The 17,683-nt window shown below is 39.2% G+C and carries 20 protein-coding genes; 17 read left to right on the top strand and 3 right to left on the bottom strand.

The features are described from left to right. From A9J31_RS13330 to A9J31_RS13255, 16 genes are all read left to right on the top strand, one after another. Positions 1-1,470, top strand: coding sequence for an NADPH cytochrome P450 oxidoreductase family protein (locus A9J31_RS13330; protein ID WP_067766861.1), 1,470 nt, complete (start codon positions 1-3; stop codon positions 1,468-1,470). A 288-nt stretch (positions 1,471-1,758) separates the two neighbouring features. Next, positions 1,759-2,241, top strand: coding sequence for an urease accessory protein UreE (gene ureE / locus A9J31_RS13325; protein ID WP_067766858.1), 483 nt, complete (start codon positions 1,759-1,761; stop codon positions 2,239-2,241). After that, a complete protein-coding gene (locus A9J31_RS13320) occupies positions 2,228-2,893 on the top strand; it encodes an urease accessory protein UreF (protein ID WP_004778087.1) in 666 nt (221 codons plus the stop codon). Before ureE ends, A9J31_RS13320 begins: the two co-directional genes overlap by 14 nt. 17 nt (positions 2,894-2,910) lie before the next feature. Beyond that, positions 2,911-3,525 (top strand): urease accessory protein UreG, encoded by a 615-nt coding sequence (gene ureG / locus A9J31_RS13315; protein ID WP_067766855.1) that lies wholly within the window; start codon positions 2,911-2,913, stop codon positions 3,523-3,525. Positions 3,526-3,537: 12 nt separating this feature from the next. Further along, positions 3,538-4,110 carry a HupE/UreJ family protein gene (locus tag A9J31_RS13310; protein ID WP_067766852.1) on the top strand — a complete coding sequence of 191 codons (573 nt, stop codon included), beginning with the start codon at positions 3,538-3,540 and terminating at the stop codon, positions 4,108-4,110. A gap of 32 nt (positions 4,111-4,142) precedes the next feature. Next, positions 4,143-5,045, top strand: coding sequence for an urease accessory protein UreD (locus A9J31_RS13305; RefSeq protein WP_081410337.1), 903 nt, complete (start codon positions 4,143-4,145; stop codon positions 5,043-5,045). Between the two features lie 159 nt (positions 5,046-5,204). Then, entirely contained in the window at positions 5,205-5,507 is a 303-nt protein-coding gene (gene ureA, locus A9J31_RS13300; RefSeq protein ID WP_067766849.1) for an urease subunit gamma, read from the top strand. A 16-nt stretch (positions 5,508-5,523) separates the two neighbouring features. After that, positions 5,524-5,832, top strand: a complete 309-nt coding sequence (locus A9J31_RS13295; protein ID WP_004778077.1) for an urease subunit beta — start codon at positions 5,524-5,526, stop codon at positions 5,830-5,832. 88 nt (positions 5,833-5,920) lie between these two features. Continuing rightward, the gene (locus tag A9J31_RS13290) at positions 5,921-6,382 is read left to right on the top strand and encodes a GNAT family N-acetyltransferase (RefSeq protein ID WP_067766845.1); all 462 of its coding nucleotides are present in this window, start codon (positions 5,921-5,923) and stop codon (positions 6,380-6,382) included. A gap of 11 nt (positions 6,383-6,393) precedes the next feature. Then, positions 6,394-8,094 (top strand): urease subunit alpha, encoded by a 1,701-nt coding sequence (ureC, locus tag A9J31_RS13285; RefSeq protein WP_067766842.1) that lies wholly within the window; start codon positions 6,394-6,396, stop codon positions 8,092-8,094. A 113-nt stretch (positions 8,095-8,207) separates the two neighbouring features. Further along, the gene (locus A9J31_RS13280) at positions 8,208-9,035 is read left to right on the top strand and encodes a DUF2971 domain-containing protein (protein WP_067766839.1); all 828 of its coding nucleotides are present in this window, start codon (positions 8,208-8,210) and stop codon (positions 9,033-9,035) included. A 92-nt stretch (positions 9,036-9,127) separates the two neighbouring features. Continuing rightward, entirely contained in the window at positions 9,128-10,090 is a 963-nt protein-coding gene (gene puuE / locus A9J31_RS13275; RefSeq protein WP_067767026.1) for an allantoinase PuuE, read from the top strand. Positions 10,091-10,234: 144 nt separating this feature from the next. Then, entirely contained in the window at positions 10,235-10,738 is a 504-nt protein-coding gene (uraD, locus tag A9J31_RS13270; protein ID WP_067766836.1) for a 2-oxo-4-hydroxy-4-carboxy-5-ureidoimidazoline decarboxylase, read from the top strand. Then, on the top strand, positions 10,735-11,055 hold the full coding sequence (uraH, locus tag A9J31_RS13265) for a hydroxyisourate hydrolase (RefSeq protein WP_000625767.1): 321 nt from the start codon (positions 10,735-10,737) through the stop codon (positions 11,053-11,055). The genes uraD and uraH overlap by 4 nt, the downstream gene beginning before the upstream one ends. A gap of 35 nt (positions 11,056-11,090) precedes the next feature. Continuing rightward, positions 11,091-12,452: a nucleobase:cation symporter-2 family protein gene (locus tag A9J31_RS13260; protein WP_067766833.1), complete on the top strand. Its 1,362-nt coding sequence runs from the start codon at positions 11,091-11,093 to the stop codon at positions 12,450-12,452. Between the two features lie 125 nt (positions 12,453-12,577). Further along, positions 12,578-13,297: an outer membrane protein OmpK gene (locus A9J31_RS13255; RefSeq protein ID WP_067766830.1), complete on the top strand. Its 720-nt coding sequence runs from the start codon at positions 12,578-12,580 to the stop codon at positions 13,295-13,297. A gap of 125 nt (positions 13,298-13,422) precedes the next feature. Here the strand turns inward: A9J31_RS13255 and A9J31_RS13250 are convergent, their stop codons facing one another. Beyond that, complete coding sequence (locus A9J31_RS13250) at positions 13,423-13,923, bottom strand: ureidoglycolate lyase (RefSeq protein ID WP_067766827.1); 501 nt, start codon at positions 13,921-13,923, stop codon at positions 13,423-13,425. 96 nt (positions 13,924-14,019) lie between these two features. Beyond that, positions 14,020-15,027: an allantoicase gene (alc, locus tag A9J31_RS13245; RefSeq protein ID WP_067766824.1), complete on the bottom strand. Its 1,008-nt coding sequence runs from the start codon at positions 15,025-15,027 to the stop codon at positions 14,020-14,022. A gap of 210 nt (positions 15,028-15,237) precedes the next feature. Here alc and hpxO point away from each other — a divergent pair, with 210 nt between their 5' ends. Further along, positions 15,238-16,395 carry an FAD-dependent urate hydroxylase HpxO gene (gene hpxO, locus A9J31_RS13240; RefSeq protein ID WP_067766821.1) on the top strand — a complete coding sequence of 386 codons (1,158 nt, stop codon included), beginning with the start codon at positions 15,238-15,240 and terminating at the stop codon, positions 16,393-16,395. 123 nt (positions 16,396-16,518) lie between these two features. Here hpxO and A9J31_RS13235 read toward each other — a convergent pair whose 3' ends face one another. After that, on the bottom strand, positions 16,519-17,445 hold the full coding sequence (locus A9J31_RS13235; protein WP_067766818.1) for a LysR family transcriptional regulator: 927 nt from the start codon (positions 17,443-17,445) through the stop codon (positions 16,519-16,521). Between the last annotated feature and the right edge of the window lie 238 nt (positions 17,446-17,683).

Below are 17,683 nucleotides of genomic sequence, written 5' to 3'. Positions count from 1 at the left end.
ATGACACAAGCAGTATCAACATTGCTAATATTCTTTTCACTGTTATTGATTCTTTATCTGATTGCAATTGTTGTCTTAACGCTACAACGCATTCGAGCGAATCAGTTAAAGTTAATTTCTGCAAATACTTTGCTAATTGTATATGCAACCCAGTCAGGTCAGTCTGAACATCTCGCTATCCAAACCGCTGCACAATTGGCTGAAGCAGGTGAGCAAGTTCAATTACTCAATATTGAGCAATTAAGTACTCAGCAATTACAAACTGCAAAGCGTGTGATTTGGGTAGTCAGTACTTATGGTGAGGGTGATGCACCAGATCAAGCGCAACATTTTGATCATCATATATTGAAACAAAATCTTGATTTAGCTCATCAAAGTTATGCTGTTCTCGCTTTAGGTGATCGTCGATATGCTAACTTTTGCGAGTTTGGCCATCGACTGAACCAGATGTTGCAACAGCATAAGGCCACACCTTGGTTTGATCTCGTAACTGTTGATCAGCTTTCACAAGATGATTTACTGCATTGGAATAATCTGCTGGCACAGCAGTTCCAACATGATTTTGCTTTGAGTACACCTGTGCGTGAGTGGCATGCGATACAGCTTAAATCACGCCATTTATTAAACCAAGGTAGTCAGGGTAATGCCTTGTACCATCTTTGTTTTGCTGTTAGCCCAACTATGACATGGCAATCGGGCGATATTGTTGAAATTCAATGTGAAAATAGCAATCAAATTTTACAAGACTTTCAAGTTAAGTTTCCTGATTTAAATGCTATACAAATTGAGCAATTGCGTGATCGTAATTTACGAGACATACCTGCCCAGTTACCACAACAACAAACAGCAGAGTGGTTAGAAGGTTTTAAGCAATTACCTGTACGTGAATATTCGATTGCCAGCATTCAGTCAGAAGGTCAACTTGATTTAGTGGTTCGACAAGAGATAGACGGTGCTGAATTGGGACTCGGTTCAGGCTTGTTAACTCAAGGGTTGAAATTGAGGCAAAGTATTCATGCTTATGTGCGCTGTAATCAGAGTTTTCATCTGTGCAAGGAAGCTCGACCTGCGATATTTATTGGTAATGGTTCAGGTATTGCTGGTTTGCTTGCGCATTTAAAACAGCGTATAGACGATGTACAGTATCAAAACTGGTTGATATATGGTGAGCGACAATCGACTTTTGATCACGTATTTAGTGAAGATTTAGAAACTTGGCAACGCTTAGGTCAAATTACGACTATAAATCGCGTTTTCTCTCGTGATAAATCGTCAGAAAAATACGTACAAGATGTGCTGCGTAAGCATGCTAATGAATTTAAACATTGGGTTGAACAAGGGGCATGTATTTATCTCTGTGGTAGTTTAAATATGGCCCAAGGTATTGATGATGCTTTAGTAGAAATTTTAGGTGCTAAACAAATTAATGCCTTACGTAAGGCCGGTCACTACCGACGAGATGTGTATTAATGCTTAGCTAGATTGGCATAAATTCTATTTCTACAATCCTCCATCGATGGGGGATTTTTTTATGGCCATCTGAATAATTATCGGCAATCACATATTTTTTAATAATTAAGATGTCTTGCACGAAGCAAATTTCAAAATAATTAGATAGACACGGCAAAAATAAAACGCTTGGCAAAATAAGATTGGCATGAATAGTGCATTATTTTAATGCAAATCATTCATTTAATGCTGAATTTAGCATCAATTTAGTTCACGAATCACGATAAAAGAAATTGAGATTGGGTATTTATGAAAATTTATACGGAAAGACTTGAGGGTAATGTCGTACAAGAAAATGTCGCGGTAGTTGAACTGACATTTGATACACGACAAAAGAGCCGTTTTCGTGCAACTTTATCTAATGGGCACGATATTGGTGCAGATTTACCCCGTACCGGCATTTTAAGGCACGGTTCATATATCGCAACTCAAGAGGGTGATGTACTGCGTGTCGATGCCAAAGCAGAAAAACTCATGAAAGTAGAAGCACCAAGCAGCTTTGATTTATTAAAAGCAGCTTATCACTTAGGTAATCGTCACGTGCCTTTAATGCTCACCCCAACGGCGCTGTATTTTGAGCCAGATCATGTATTGGCTGAAATGATAATTGGACTTGGTTTAACGGTATATGAAACCATGCATCCATTTGAGCCTGAAAGCGGTGCTTATGCACAGCATCAGCATGATCACAGATTAAGCCCAATTAAGGCTTTGCATCATGTTCACACCTAATGCTTCACAGCTTTTAAGTCTGTTGACTTTGTCCTCAACGGCACTACCAATTGGGGCGTACTGTTATTCTCAAGGGGTAGAAAGTGCGATTGATCAGAGCTTAATTTTTGATGAAACCTCGAGCATTACTTATTTTGAAGAAGTGCTTGAAATGCTTTTGGTACGGTTTGAGCTGCCCGTTTTGAAACGCCTAATAATATCTTTTGATCAGCCTGAGCAGTTTGAATACTGGGCGCAGTTATATAGAGCAAGTCGAGAAAGCAAAGAGTTATTGGCTGAATCACAGCAATTGGCATTTTCATTAAATGCGTGGATTCGTGATGTGCTGAAAAAGCCTGTGAAATTAAAAAAGCAGATTGGTTTCGTACCCATCTATGCGCATCTTTGTGGACAACTCGAACTCGATGTTGCAGAGGTTTTGACTGCTTATACCTTTACTGTACTTGAAAATCAGGTGTTGGCTGCCGTGAAAACTGTACCACTTGGACAGATGAGTGGACAACGGATTTTATGGCATGTGCATGGGCTGATTCCAGAGGCAATTGAACGTGCTTTAGCACTGCAAGATGCTGAACTCAGTAGCGCCTTACCTAATTACGCCATGCTTAGTATGGCACACGAAACTCAATATTCGCGATTATTTAGATCTTAAAATAAAGGACATTTCACATGACAGAACGTAGCCCATTACGCGTAGGTATTGGCGGTCCAGTTGGTTCAGGTAAAACAGCGCTGACTTTAAATTTATGTCAGGCACTGCGTGAAAAATACAATATGGCGGTGGTGACCAATGATATTTATACCAAAGAAGATTCCAACTTTTTAACACGCCATGAAGCGATGTCACATGAGCGTATTGTTGGTGTAGAAACAGGTGGTTGCCCGCATACCGCAATTCGTGAGGATGCGTCCATTAACCTCGCGGCTATTGATGACTTGTGCGAAAAATTTGATGGTCTTGAACTGATCATTATTGAAAGTGGTGGTGATAATTTGGCAGCAACATTTAGCCCGGAACTTTCAGATTTAACCCTGTATGTTATTGATGTTGCAGGTGGAGAGAAAATTCCACGTAAAGGCGGCCCTGGTATTACCAAATCTGATTTATTAATTATCAACAAAACCGACCTTGCGCCAATGGTTGGAGCAAATTTGGATGTGATGGATCAAGACGCGAAACGTATGCGCGGTGAAAAACCTTTTCTATTTTCCAATATGAAAACTAAAGATGGCTTAAATGACATCATTAGTTTTATTGAAAAACAAGGTTTGTTTAAAGCATAAGGGGCATCCACTATGAAGTTATTATTGCAAAGAATTACCATCACATCGTTGGCATTCTTTCCCTTGGCAGCAATGGCGCATCCAGGCCATGAGCATAGCCATAATAGTTTTATCAGCGGTTTTTTGCACCCATTTACAGGGCTTGATCATCTAATGATGGCGTTAGCATTTGGCGTATTGATATGGACTGCCCACCAGCGCTGGAAATGGGCCGGATTATTCGGTTTATCTGCCGCAATGATTGTCGGCTTTATGATCGGTGCACAATTCAACTTAGCAACAGCAATTGCTGAAAACGGCATTATTGCGTCGTTAATTATATTGGCTGTTGCTCTTTGGACCAAAACCAATAAAGCCGTTCCTTTTATTGCTGCACTTTTGGCAGGTTTTCATGGCATCGCACATGGTACGGAACTTGGCCAAAGCGGTCAGGCAGTTTTACTGGTCGTTGGTATGGTTACAGCGATGGCATCTATATACGGATTCGGTTTGCTCGTCGGTGCATTTATTCAAAAATATGTGCCTTACGGTAAGCAAATGATTGGCGCTCTGGCAGCTATTGTTGCTGTAATTGGTTTGGCTTAATGCCTCATTCATCTCAAAAAACGGAGATGCAAATGAATGATATGGCATTAAGCGAAACAAAGCTTAAATCGGTACTACAGCAGCATAACAACCAACTGTGGTATGCCTGTTTGGAACTTGGTTTTGCCTATCAAGCACAGTCAAATCGAACCGTATTACAGCATCGCAAGCATCATGGGCCTGTACGCGTTCAGAAGATGTTGTGGCCTGAAAAAACTGGTATTTGCCATGCCATTATTGTGCATCCACCAGCAGGAATTGCTGGCGGAGACCATCTGACTTTTGATATGAAAGTTGAGGCGAATGCGCATGCGTTAGTTACCACGCCCGGTGCAGGAAAATGGTACAAAACCAATGGTAAGCAAGCCTATCAGCATATTCATATACATGTCGCAGCACAGGCGACATTTGAATGGTTACCGCAAGAAACCATGCTTTTTGATGGTGCCAATGCTGACTCTGAAACACATATTCATCTAGATGAAATGGCCAGTTTTATTGGGTGGGATATGTTGGTCATCGGTCGACAAGCACGTGGTGAAATTTTTCAGCAAGGGCAATACCAAAGCAAATTTAGGCTGTATCGTGCAGACAAATTATTGGTTGCAGATAGTTTAAATTTTAAGGGGCAGGATCGGTGGCTTACATCCTGTTTAGGTATGAATGGACATGCTGTGATGGGAAGTTTCTGGGCAGTAGCACCATCGCATTTAAGGCAAACAACATTACTGGCTGAACATATCGAATTAATCCGTGAATTGATTATGCGTATGAATATCGCCGTGACTTTAACCCTGTTAGATGATGTGATTTGTGCACGTTATTTAGGCGATGATGTACGTGAATGCCATGATGCTTTTGCAGCAGTCCGTGCCCGTTTAAGACGCTATTGGTATGACCTAGCAGAAGAATTTCCACGGATTTGGCGCACTTAAGTTTTGCCATCATTGGAAAGTAGATAGGTCTAGCAAGATTAATAGATTAAGTGTTCATTTTGCCTTTGGGTTAGGACACTAAAAATTAAAACGTGCGAGAGCGAAAGAAGAATTTGCACGCATTTTGCATTCTACATTTTAGAAGATTAGGAAATTGTTATGGAACTTAATCCAACTGAAAAAGATAAATTATTAATATTTACTGCTGGCCTTGTTGCAGAGCATCGCAAAGCGCGTGGTTTAAAACTGAATTATCCAGAATCAATTGCATTTATTTCAGCAGCACTGCTTGAGGGCGCACGCGATGGCATGTCCGTGAGCGAGTTAATGCACTACGGCACAACCTTGTTGAATCGTGATGATGTCATGGATGGCGTGGCAGAAATGATTGCAGAAGTGCAAGTCGAAGCTACTTTTCCAGATGGTTCAAAGCTGGTGACTGTTCATCAACCAATAGTCTAATAAAAAGGAGTAAGCCATGATTCCTGGTGAAATTATTACGCCTGATTCAGACATTGAAATGAATGTCGGACGAGAAACACTGAAAATGCGTGTTGCTAATGCAGGCGATCGACCAATTCAAGTCGGCTCACATTTTCACTTTGCCGAAGCCAACGATGCTTTGCAATTTAATCGTGAACAAGCCAGAGGCTATCGACTCAACATCGCTGCAGGAACAGCGGTTCGTTTTGAACCGGGGCAAAGTCGAGATATTGAATTGGTTGCACTTGCAGGTAAACGTGAAGTGTATGGGTTTGCAGGGCGTGTTATGGGTAAATTGGATTAACTATTTTTATGCTCAAGTGTCTTGTTGAACAATTAAATTGTTGTTAGTAATAAGTTCAATAAGTACATGAAAAAGCATAAGAGAATAAATGTTAATAATGAAAATACGCCCAGCAACTGTTGATGATGTTGAAGCCATCGCTGCTGTTATTGAACCTTTTGTCGATTATGTTGTCGTGACTGAAGAAGGACGTGAACGCTTTAAACCTGATATGTTGAAAAACATCTTCCAACACCCACTTATTCATTATTTTGTGGCAGAAATTAATGAAGAAATCGTTGGGAATTTGGCGTATATCGCTCCATCTCATGTCATGCATTATTTCTTAAAAGCTGAATATCACGGTCAAGGTTATGGTCGACAAATGTGGGACTTTTTAGAGCAAGAAATATTCAAAAATGATCCCGATATAATCACAATAAATTCAAGTCATTATGCACTCGATATTTATAAAAAATATGGATTTGAAGTGGTCGGTGCGCTAACGGAGAAATGGGGTATTCAATTTATTCCGATGCAAAAGCTACTAAAGCCAAAAAATCTAGAATAGGAAATACATCAATGAAAATGTCTCGCCGTGCTTATGCGGAAATGTTTGGCCCTACAGTAGGTGATAGAGTTCGCTTAGCTGATACAGAATTGTTTATTCAAGTTGAACAAGACCTCACGACTTATGGTGAAGAAGTTAAATTTGGCGGTGGTAAGGTCATTCGCGATGGTATGGGGCAGTCACAATTATTGTCTGATGAGGTCGCTGATACCGTCATTACCAATGCTTTAATTGTCGATTGGTGGGGTATTGTCAAAGCCGATGTTGGACTTAAAAATGGTCGTATCTGGAAAATAGGTAAAGCAGGTAACCCTGATATTCAACCTGACATTACAATTCCTTTAGGTGCAGCAACTGAAGTCATCGCAGGTGAAGGACAAATCTTAACGGCGGGAGGGATTGATACTCACATTCATTGGATTTGCCCACAACAAGTTGAAACAGCACTAATGTCAGGCACAACTACAATGATTGGTGGTGGTACAGGCCCCGCCGCAGGAACATCTGCAACCACAGTAACTCCAGGCCCATGGCATATTGCGACCATGCTACAAGCCATTGATGATTTACCCATGAACATTGGTTTGTTAGGTAAGGGCAACTTGAGTCAGCCTGAACCAATCGCTGAACAAATCAAAGCCGGTGTGGTGGGTTTAAAATTGCATGAAGACTGGGGATCGACGCCAGCCGCGATTGATAACTGTCTAAGTGTGGCGGATCAATACGATGTACAAGTTGCAATTCACACAGACACACTAAATGAAAGTGGCTTTCTAGAAGAAACCTTAGCAGCATTTAAAAACCGGACCATCCACACTTACCATACTGAGGGTGCGGGCGGTGGTCACGCACCAGATATTTTAAAAGCAATTGGTCAACCCAATGTTTTACCATCTTCAACCAATCCCACACGTCCATATACCGTCAATACCATTGATGAACATTTAGATATGTTGATGGTTTGCCACCATTTAGACCCTGCAATTTCTGAAGATGTTGCTTTTGCTGAAAGTCGGATTCGCCGTGAAACTATTGCTGCAGAAGATATCTTGCAGGATATGGGCGCAATTGCCATGATGTCTTCAGACTCGCAAGCGATGGGGCGTGTCGGTGAGGTTATATTACGCACTTGGCAGACGGCACATAAAATGAAAGTGCAGCGTGGTTCACTCGAAGGTGATAATCAAAATCACGATAACAATCGTGTAAAGCGCTATATTGCTAAGTATACAATTAACCCAGCAATTACCCATGGTTTAAGCCATGAAGTTGGTTCGATTGAAGTTGGTAAATTGGCCGATATAGTGTTATGGAAGCCTGCATTTTTTGGTGTTAAGCCTTCAATGATTATTAAAGGCGGAATGATTGCAGCTGCGCCGATGGGTGATATTAACGCTTCAATTCCAACGCCACAGCCTGTGCATTATCGTCCCATGTTTGGCGCTTACCCACGCGGCGTACATAACACTTGCATTACTTTTTTATCGCAAGCCGCTATTGATGATGGCGTTGCAGAAAAACTGAAATTAAATAAGTTAATTTCGCCTTGTAAAGCGACTCGTAATATCTCGAAAGCAGACATGAAGTTAAATACCTATTGTCCTGTGATGGAGGTTGATCCTGAGATTTATGAAGTAAGGGCAGATGGCGTGCATTTGACTTGTGAGCCAGCGGAAGTGTTGCCGATGGCGCAGAGGTATTTTTTGTTTTAATCTAGAATACCCCTTTCATAGGAAGGGGTGTTGCTCTATATTACAAATGTAGTTGGAATAAAAAAATAATTATAATTTTCAGATGTTTTACTAATTTTTGTATTGAGCTAAAAATGTTAAATTTAATTTTAGATTATCCTTTTAAATATCACGATGAAAAATATTTTTATTTATATAAACACATGTCTTTTCAAGATTACTACTTAAAAAGCATAGAGGAATCTACACTCTATTTTAGTTCTCCATCTAATTTTAATGATCCTTTTGATAGTTATTTCTCTTTAGCAGAACAACCGTCAAAGTATTTTCATAATAAAATTTTAAAAAATTTAGGTTTCACTGGTAGTCCCGCTAAACGAATACTTTATCGAAAAAAATCACAAAAATTGCTAGACCAAAGTTTCGTAGAAGGATCTTTTTTCGAAGAAAGATTTAAGAGAATAGGTGTTATTTGTTTAAATCATAATCCATTAAATATTTTGATGTGGTCACATTATGCTAATTATCATAAAGGTTTTTTAATTGAGCTTAGATTCCCAAAAAATAAGGAACTTTTAAATTTAATCGATTTTCTTCCATTTCCAATAATATATTCTAATGATTTCCCTAAAGGTAATATTGAAAATTTTGATGATAAGCAACTTTATAAAATGCTTTACACAAAATCTATGGATTGGTCATATGAGTCTGAATTTAGAATATTAGGAAATGGTTTTGAATCAATTAATGATGTTAATAGAAAATTTAATTATCCTATTGAATGGTTGACAAGTGTAATTTTAGGTTGCAACTCTTCCAAAGAAGATAATGAAAAAATACATACAATTATTAGAAATATTGAAAAAAACCGTGGACATAAAATAGGCGTTTTTGAAGCAAGAAAATCATCAAGCAATTATAAATTGATAGTTCCAAAACACCCTCGATTAGAGAATATTTAAAACATTAATTAAAACTAGAATCTTTTTGGCGCACTAATTGCTTAATCCATTCTAATTTTTGACTGTTTGATATAACAAATTAGGAAATGGATGTGACAGCAACATATTTACGTGGGCAAGACCTGATAGACCAAATTCAACAACAAGACTATTCCAGAGATCTGATCGGCTATCATGGTGAACCACCCAAAGTGGAATGGCCAAATGGCGCTCGTGTCGCGGTTCAATTTGTATTGAACTATGAAGAAGGTGGGGAAAACCATGTAGAACATGGTGATGCAGGTTCAGAACAGTTTTTGTCAGATATTATCGGCGCGGCCAGTTTTCCAGACAAACACATGTCGATGGATTCCATGTACGAATATGGCTCACGAGCGGGCTTTTGGCGCATTCACCAAGAGTTTCAAAAGCGCCAACTTCCCATGACCATTTTTGGTGTGGGTATGGCTTTGGCACGCAATCCCTACATTGTGGAAGCCATTAAAGCAGCTAATTATGACGTTGTGTCACATGGGCAACGTTGGCTGCATTATCAAGATATGCCAATAGAACAAGAACGCCAACATATGGATCAAGCTATTAGCTTGCTTGAAACGCTATTTGGTAAAACACCAATCGGTTGGTATACCGGACGTGATAGCCCGAATACGCGAAAGTTACTTGCCGAATTTCCACAGATTAAATATGACTGTGACTATTATGGCGATGACTTACCATTTTGGAGCACAGTGACAAATGCAGAAGGTGTAACACGTCCACATTTAATTATTCCATATACACTTGAAAGTAATGATATGAAGTTTTGCTCGCCAGGTGGTTTTAATAGTGGTGAGCAATTTTATCAATACCTTAAAGATGCCTTTGACGTGCTATATGCCGAAGGTGAAACTGCGCCAAAAATGCTATCTATTGGCATGCACTGTCGTATTTTAGGGCGACCAGGACGCTTTAAAGCACTACAAAGATTCTTAGATTATGTTCAATCACATGAAAAAGTATGGGTTTGTCGTCGTGCCGATATTGCAGAACATTGGATAAAATACCATGCACCGTAATAAGAAAAAATAAAGAAGAAAGAGAGGCTTAGCGCCTCTTTTTTTGTGCCTATAAAAAGCAATTTGTATAAAAAATAGTGGATTGGCATTGATATTGCAAAACATGTTTTGAACGAACATTAAATATTTTTAGGCGATTTAATAGTGCAACTTGTTGAATTTAATCAAACATCCGTAGCCGATGTAAAAACATTTTTAAAGCACTGTGTGCAAATTGAAAGCTGGGCGAACGAGCTGCTCAGTCAGCGTCCGTATGCATCTTTAGATAGTATTTTGGAACATGCGGCTCAAGCCGCTCGTACATGGTCATGGGACGAAATTAAATCTGCTTTAGACAATCACCCGCGTATTGGTGAAAAAAAAGCCCAAGCTGAACTTTCTGAATTAGAAAAGAATTTTTCCAACCGTGAACAATCCGCTATTTCGGCCGATGAAGAAACACAAATGGCATTGCTCAAAGGCAACATCGCTTATGAAAAAAAGTACGGCTATATCTTCTTAATTAAAGCTTCAGGCTTAAGCAGTGAAGATGTATTACAAGCATTGCAGTACCGCCTTTTGAATGATCCAGAAACTGAAAAGCGTATTGTCCATCATCAATTGGCTGAAATTGCCTTATTAAGATTAAAACAGGAGCTAAGTGCATGATCAGCTCACATATTTTAGATACAAATCTGGGGAAACCTGCTGCCAATGTCTTGATTAAATTATTCAATGCAGACGGTATGTTACTTGGTGAAGGGCAAACCAATGCAGATGGCCGTGTGACCGACTTTGGTTTAAGCGAATTTTCTACGGGTAGCTATAGCTTAGAGTTTGCCACAGCGGACTATTTTGAAAGTCTTAATACCGAAACTTTTTTCCCAAAAGCAGTGATTCATTTCTTGGTAAAAGATGCCTCACAGCATTTTCATATTCCTTTGTTGATTAGCCCTTTTGCCTATTCAACATATCGCGGTAGCTAAAAACAGCATCATAAAACGGATCGGGGAATATAAAAATGACAGAACAAAATCAAACAGTTTCACCAGAACATGAATATTTAGGTGCAGGGAAAAGCCTAGCTTATGGCTTACAACATGTATTGACGATGTATGGCGGTATTATTGCGCCGCCATTGATTATTGGTACAGCCGCAGGACTAGAACCTGCACAAATTGGTTTATTAATTGCAGCAGCATTATTTGTCGGTGGTTTAGCCACGATTTTACAAACGGTCGGTGTGAAATACATCGGTGCAAAATTACCCCTAGTTCAAGGCGTATCCTTTGCAGGTGTGGCAACGATGATTGCCATCGTCACCGCAGGTGGTGGGCTTTCGGCCGTATATGGTGCGGTTATTGTTGCTTCATTAATCGGTTTCTTTTTAGCGCCATATTTTTCAAAAATTATTCGTTTTTTCCCACCAATTGTGACGGGCTGCGTGATAACCGTGATTGGTTTGTCATTGCTGCCTGTTGCAGTACGTTGGATGATGGGTGGCAATAGCAAAGCGCCAGATTGGGGGAGTGCTGAAAATATCAGTTTGGCATTTTTAACTTTAGCCATTGTTATTGTGTTGAATATTACTCGAAACGCCACAATTCGCCGTTTATCCATCTTATTGGCAATTGTGCTAGGTACAGTGTTGGCATATGCGATGGGCTTTGGCGATTTCTCGAAAGTCGCAAATGGCAATTGGATTCAATTCCCAAGTTTCTTTGCCTTTGGTATGCCAACCTTTGAACTAAGTGCCATTATTGCCATGTTGATTGTGACATTGGTGATCATGACTGAAACCACGGCCGATATTATCGCTGTCGGTGAAATTGTCGGTACCAAAGTCGATGCTGATCGTATTACCAACGGGCTACGTGCCGATATGCTTTCAAGTGCAGCAGCACCAATATTTGGTTCATTTATGCAAAGTGCTTTTGCACAAAATGTAGGATTGGTCGCGATTACCGGTGTAAAAAGCCGTTTTGTGGTTGCAGCGGGTGGCTTAATTTTAGTTGTATTGGGTATTTTACCGATTATGGGCCGTTTAATTGCTGCTATTCCTGTACCGGTATTAGGTGGCGCAGGTTTGGTATTGTTCGGTACAGTGGCTGCAAGTGGTATTCGTACATTAGCTAAAATTGATTATAGTGAGCAAAAGAATCTGATCATTGTGGCGACAGCAATTGCCGCAGGTATGATTCCAATTATTGATCACTCATTCTATGCGAACTTCCCAAAATGGGTACAAACCCTGTTCCATTCAGGTATTAGCTCAACTTGCCTCATGGCCATAGTATTAAATATCGTGTTTAACCATCTAAACTTTTTTAAAAGTAGAGAAGTGAATAAAACCAGCAATGTTGTTATAGATAGTCATCACTAAGCTATTCAAAATAAATAAAAAAATCTCGCATTAATGTGGGATTTTTTATTAAATAATCAAATATTGGCTTTGTTTTTGCTAAATAAATTACTCAAAACGTATTTATCGCTAGGAAAAACAATTTAATGAAATTTAAGCCTCTTTCAGCTGCAATTCTATGCACTATTTCAGCCAACTCTATCTTTGCAGCCCCAATCTGGCAAGACTTCAGCATTACTGGTTTATATGGCACCGACTACCAACTCATTGCAAAAGAAGACAAACAAACCACGGTGACATTTGAATACGCGTCAAAGCATAAATATGGTGATTTCTTCATTTTTGCCGACCGTACACATAATGACGTCAATGGCGATCAAACCTATTTCGAAGCATCACCACGATTGAGTTTAGGTGCAGTAACGGGTAAAGAACTTAAATTTGGCCCTGTAAAAGATGTATTGCTTGCAACCACTTGGGAAGCGGGTAGTAACATGGATAATTTTCTCTATGGTATTGGCTTTGACTTTGATGTGCCATATTTTCAATATGCAAAATTAAATTTATATAAAGTGAATAATGATACTAAAGCTGATGACTATCAAATGACGCTTACTTATGCCATACCATTTAAAATTGGCTCAGAATCTTTCTTAGCAGATGCTTTCCTAGATTGGTCAACTGTGGAAAAAGGCTCAGCCAGTGAGATGAACTGGACCAGTCAATATAAATGGAATGTGGGGCAACATATTTCCCCAGATACACGCCTATATGTAGGCGTTGAGCATTCAGTTTGGAATAATAAATATAATATTAAAGGCAAGGATGAAAATAACCTTAGCGCGCTAGTGAAATACCACTTCTAATTAATTCGGTAAAACCTTACATCGTTACACAACACACTGTACAAGACTGAAAAGCCTCACGGATGGGGCTTTTAATTTCTGAGACAATTTTAAATTAAGGTTTCAATTTCAATGATAGTTTAATTTTATGCCACGATATTGATTACTTCATTAAACTGATAAACATCACAATTATGTCCAGTACCAATACGATCAACCACGGCAAAGTTACTTGGTGCCTCTAAAGTTAATAGAGGGTGATGCCATGTACCTGCACGGTAATTAACACCTTGTGTGCCATCTGAAATAAAAGCACAGAGTTTTGAAATATCTGGGGTGTGATCATCCAATGCAGGCGCAACCACAATTAAAAAAGCCTGACCATGCATCGGAATAAAAGCTTGTGAGCCATTCGGATGTCGCTCAAGCATCGAAACCGAAAAAGGAATTTCTGTTTGTTTAATATTACGAAAAATACTAATCCCTGCATGCGCTTCACCGATGATTTCAGTGGTTGCAAGGGCATGATAACGCTCGGTATGCGCATCATTGATATGAAAAAAATCCTGTCCATCAATGCAAATAACCTCGCCAAATGGGGCAAAGTTTTCAATGCTCAGGGGCTGTAGCTGAATTGTTTGAACCATGTGTAATTCTTTTATTGTCTATATAAAGTGCAGGAGAAGAAGGATAAAACCTCAGCATTTATCCTTCTTGATGTAGGAAGTATTCAAGCTATCAATTTAGCTTTTGGTTTTGCCCCAAATACGAATACGGCTGATACCACCATCTGGAATCATATTGATGCGAATATGCGAGATCTTTTCATGTTGCAAAATTTCATTTACAAAGCTATGAATATGATCCATTTGCATGTCTTGTGCTTCGAGTAAAAATGGCCAGAACATACTTTGTGGAATTAATTGTGGATCGGTTGCATCTTCAACATAGACCGCTTGAATCGAGACTTGAGCTGGAAAGTTGCCTTTAAAGTGTGCCGTATCGATATCAATTTTTTCAATTGCACCAGTTTGACCCAAAGTCAAAATACACCAATCAAAGCCCGGTGCACGACGACGTTTGGTTTCCCAACCATCGCCCATATTTATGCCGCGACCTGGGTTAATCAGATTACGTGGATGACCAAAATGTGCATCGCTATAAGCAATTACACGTCCACCATTTTCTAAGGCAACTAAATCAATTGTTGCAGTGCGATCTTGCTGTTGAACGCTCACTTCACCATACACTTTAAAACGAGCAACACCGCCATCAGGGAAAATATTTAAGCGCACATGAGTAAAAACTTGGTCAGCTGTAATATGCAAAACATGATGCTGACTTGGGCCAAGTACATTGTTCTCTAAAATGTTCAACCATTCAGCTTGAGCAAGATCGCCATCAGGGGCGTAGCAGGCTTCAACTGAAGCTGAAGCAGGGTAATTCCCAGTGAAGAAGGTAGTGTCAATATCTAAAGCCTTAATACGCCCAGCTACGCCCAATTGGATGATGACCCAGTCATAACCTGTGTGACGTTTACGGCGCGTTTCCCAACCATCCATCCATTTACCATGGTCATCGAATTTATCTTCAACAAAAATTGGCGCGTCAAATTGAAGCATACGTTTTGCTTCTGCGAAAAATTCATCTGAACATTCAATAATTTTTGCACCAATACGGTCATCTGCCAAATTAGTAAGTGTCTGTAATTGTGCAGGAATATCAAAATCGGGTGCTAATAAAGTCGCCATATATTAAATCCATTCGCTATTTTCTTTCAAAATTCATGCTTTGCGCTATCGTGCTACAAAAAATTTAACAAACGATAAAAACAAGCATTTACACGCGTTTAGATGCACAGCGTGTGCCAACTTTGGATTTTTTTCAGGGCGCTTTATAAACAATGGCACGCTTTTAGCATTTTATGACTTAGAAACTTATAAAACACAGGGGAGTTATAGATGGAAATTACAATTATTGGTGCAGGTATGGCGGGTCTAACTACAGGCATCGCACTAAAAAAATTCGGACACCAAGTAACCATCTATGAACAGGCAGAACAAATTTTACCGGTGGGTGCTGCTATTTCGTTATGGTCTAACGGTGTGAAATGTCTGAATTATTTGGGCTTAACAGAGCAAGTTGAAAAGCTTGGCGGCAAAATGGATAACCTTGCTTATATTGATGGTTTGACAGGCGATGTGATGACTCAGTTTAGTCTTTATCCATTGATTGAAGAGGTCGGGCAAAGACCATATCCGGTATCACGTGCGGAACTACAAAATATGCTGATGGATGAATTTGGCCGTGAAGATATCCATCTTGCTAAGAAAATGGTTTCTTTTGTTGAAGAAGGAGAGCGTGTAAAAATTCAATTTGCAGATGGTGGTAAAATCGAATCTGATCTATTGGTCGGTGCAGACGGTACACATTCAATTACTCGTGCCTATGTTTTAGGTGAGCAAGTTGAACGACGCTATGCAGGCTATGTCAATTGGAATGGTCTCGTTGATGTCTCAGATGATTATGCAGCAGCAGATCAATGGACAACTTTTGTAGGTGAAGGCAAACGTGTTTCACTGATGCCAGTGGCAAATAATCGTTTTTATTTCTTTTTTGATGTGCCACTACCAGTTGGTCTTGAAAATGATCGTAGCCAATACAAAGCTTTATTCAAAGAATACTTTAAAGGATGGTGTGAGCATGTCCAAAAGTTAATTGATGCAGTCGATGTACAAAAGACCAATCGTGTAGAAATTCACGATATCGAACCATTTGCCGATTTTTACAAAGGTCGAGTAGTGATTGTGGGTGATGCAGCGCATAGTACAACACCTGATATTGGTCAAGGCGGCTGTCAAGCGATGGAAGATGCTATCTATTTGGCACGTTCATTGCAAATTAACACTTTAGGTTTACAAGATTCTTTACGTCGCTATCAGAACAAGCGTAATGAACGTGCCAATGAATTGGTACTTCGTGCCCGTAAGCGCTGTGATGTGACACATATGAAAGATGAAGCGGTGACCCGAGAGTGGTATGAAGAGTTACGCAAAGAACAAGGCAATCATATTATGAAGGGAATTATTAGTAACATTGTCGGTAATCCACTCGACTAAGCTGTAAGACACAAAAAGAAATGTAAAACTAAAAGGTTAGCTTTCAGCAGCCAGTGTGAATATTCACACTGGCTTTTTTTAGCTATAAAGAAACATTAGATTGAAGAGCAAAGGATTAAATGTTTAAGGAAGTTGCTTTAATTGCAATTTGATTTCTTCCATTTTTTCGACCAATAAATTTACCATTATTTGTGAAAGACGAGATGTTTGACGTTTTGAAGCGACGCACAGTGCAATGGTTAAACGATGCATACCTTTTTCACGAATGGGCTTAAATACGATCTTTTTTGAGTTTAAAAGTGGCAATGCATCCATATATGACATTAAGCCAATGCCTAATTGTTGTTGAATTAATGACGTTATCATTCTAATGTCATTACATTCTATCTTTTGTATAGGATTAAATTTGTGATGTTTATAGAGTGTATGTACATAATCACTGATGACTAAGGGCTCACTTGGCATGATATGACGCTCATTTAAAGTGTCGGATAAATAGATTTTATCCATGCCGGCTAAGGTGTGATGTGGTGATAAAACATAGCCTAAAGGAATTTCAATAAAGGATAAGATTTCTAATTGATTGTGACTTTTGGGATTTAAAATAATGCCAAAATCTAATTCTGCATCAATGATTTTTCTCGATATTTCTTCACTGCTATTCATACTAATATTGAGATTAATCCATGGATAGCTTTCAGCCATGCGTTGAATACAATCCACGACAAAACCATCATTTAGTGCAGCAATAAAACCCATTTCAATATTGCCGCGACTTAATCCTTGAATTTCATCAAATCGAGTTCGAGTCAGTTGATATTCTTTTTGCCATTTAAGCAAATCGGCATAAAGTAATTCACCAGCCAACGTTAGCTTGAGTCCCTGAGGTAAACGCTCAAACAAAGCGACGCCTAACTCTTCTTCAGCCAGTACAATTTGCCGATGCACAGCAGACACTGAAATAAAAAGCTGTTCTGCGGCTTTACGTAAACTGCCAGTACGGGCAACAGCCATAAAATATTCAGAAAATCGGGAAAAGGTAATCGACATATAATTATTAAATCTCACGGGCAGTTTATAAAGTACTTATCCGTTGTTAAGCGATTTTCATGCCATAACTTTTGATTTTTTCAACTCACTATACATTTGTGTTCTAAAAAACAGAACATTGTATGCAAATCATTCTAATAGACAGAAATGCTATCCAAACGTATTTTTGACTTAGAAAAGAACGAATTAGCACTTTTTAGATTGCGAAAAGTTCTGCAAATATTGCGAATGTAGAGAT

The organism is Acinetobacter gandensis, assembly GCF_001678755.1.
In the GTDB taxonomy this organism is placed as follows: Bacteria; Pseudomonadota; Gammaproteobacteria; order Pseudomonadales; family Moraxellaceae; genus Acinetobacter; species Acinetobacter gandensis.
This window is presented reverse-complemented; position numbering and strand designations above follow the sequence as displayed.

Bases quoted from the DNA above. Each gene is read 5' to 3' on its own strand.
- A9J31_RS13330 (WP_067766861.1), top strand. From the start codon at position 1: ATGACACAAGCAGTATCAACATTGCTAATATTCTTTTCACTGTTATTG.
- ureE (WP_067766858.1), top strand. From the start codon at position 1,759: ATGAAAATTTATACGGAAAGACTTGAGGGTAATGTCGTACAAGAAAAT.
- A9J31_RS13320 (WP_004778087.1), top strand. From the start codon at position 2,228: ATGTTCACACCTAATGCTTCACAGCTTTTAAGTCTGTTGACTTTGTCC.
- ureG (WP_067766855.1), top strand. From the start codon at position 2,911: ATGACAGAACGTAGCCCATTACGCGTAGGTATTGGCGGTCCAGTTGGT.
- A9J31_RS13310 (WP_067766852.1), top strand. From the start codon at position 3,538: ATGAAGTTATTATTGCAAAGAATTACCATCACATCGTTGGCATTCTTT.
- A9J31_RS13305 (WP_081410337.1), top strand. From the start codon at position 4,143: ATGAATGATATGGCATTAAGCGAAACAAAGCTTAAATCGGTACTACAG.
- ureA (WP_067766849.1), top strand. From the start codon at position 5,205: ATGGAACTTAATCCAACTGAAAAAGATAAATTATTAATATTTACTGCT.
- A9J31_RS13295 (WP_004778077.1), top strand. From the start codon at position 5,524: ATGATTCCTGGTGAAATTATTACGCCTGATTCAGACATTGAAATGAAT.
- A9J31_RS13290 (WP_067766845.1), top strand. From the start codon at position 5,921: ATGTTAATAATGAAAATACGCCCAGCAACTGTTGATGATGTTGAAGCC.
- ureC (WP_067766842.1), top strand. From the start codon at position 6,394: ATGAAAATGTCTCGCCGTGCTTATGCGGAAATGTTTGGCCCTACAGTA.
- A9J31_RS13280 (WP_067766839.1), top strand. From the start codon at position 8,208: ATGTTAAATTTAATTTTAGATTATCCTTTTAAATATCACGATGAAAAA.
- uraH (WP_000625767.1), top strand. From the start codon at position 10,735: ATGATCAGCTCACATATTTTAGATACAAATCTGGGGAAACCTGCTGCC.
- A9J31_RS13260 (WP_067766833.1), top strand. From the start codon at position 11,091: ATGACAGAACAAAATCAAACAGTTTCACCAGAACATGAATATTTAGGT.
- A9J31_RS13255 (WP_067766830.1), top strand. From the start codon at position 12,578: ATGAAATTTAAGCCTCTTTCAGCTGCAATTCTATGCACTATTTCAGCC.
- A9J31_RS13250 (WP_067766827.1), bottom strand. From the start codon at position 13,923: ATGGTTCAAACAATTCAGCTACAGCCCCTGAGCATTGAAAACTTTGCC.
- alc (WP_067766824.1), bottom strand. From the start codon at position 15,027: ATGGCGACTTTATTAGCACCCGATTTTGATATTCCTGCACAATTACAG.
- hpxO (WP_067766821.1), top strand. From the start codon at position 15,238: ATGGAAATTACAATTATTGGTGCAGGTATGGCGGGTCTAACTACAGGC.
- A9J31_RS13235 (WP_067766818.1), bottom strand. From the start codon at position 17,445: ATGTCGATTACCTTTTCCCGATTTTCTGAATATTTTATGGCTGTTGCC.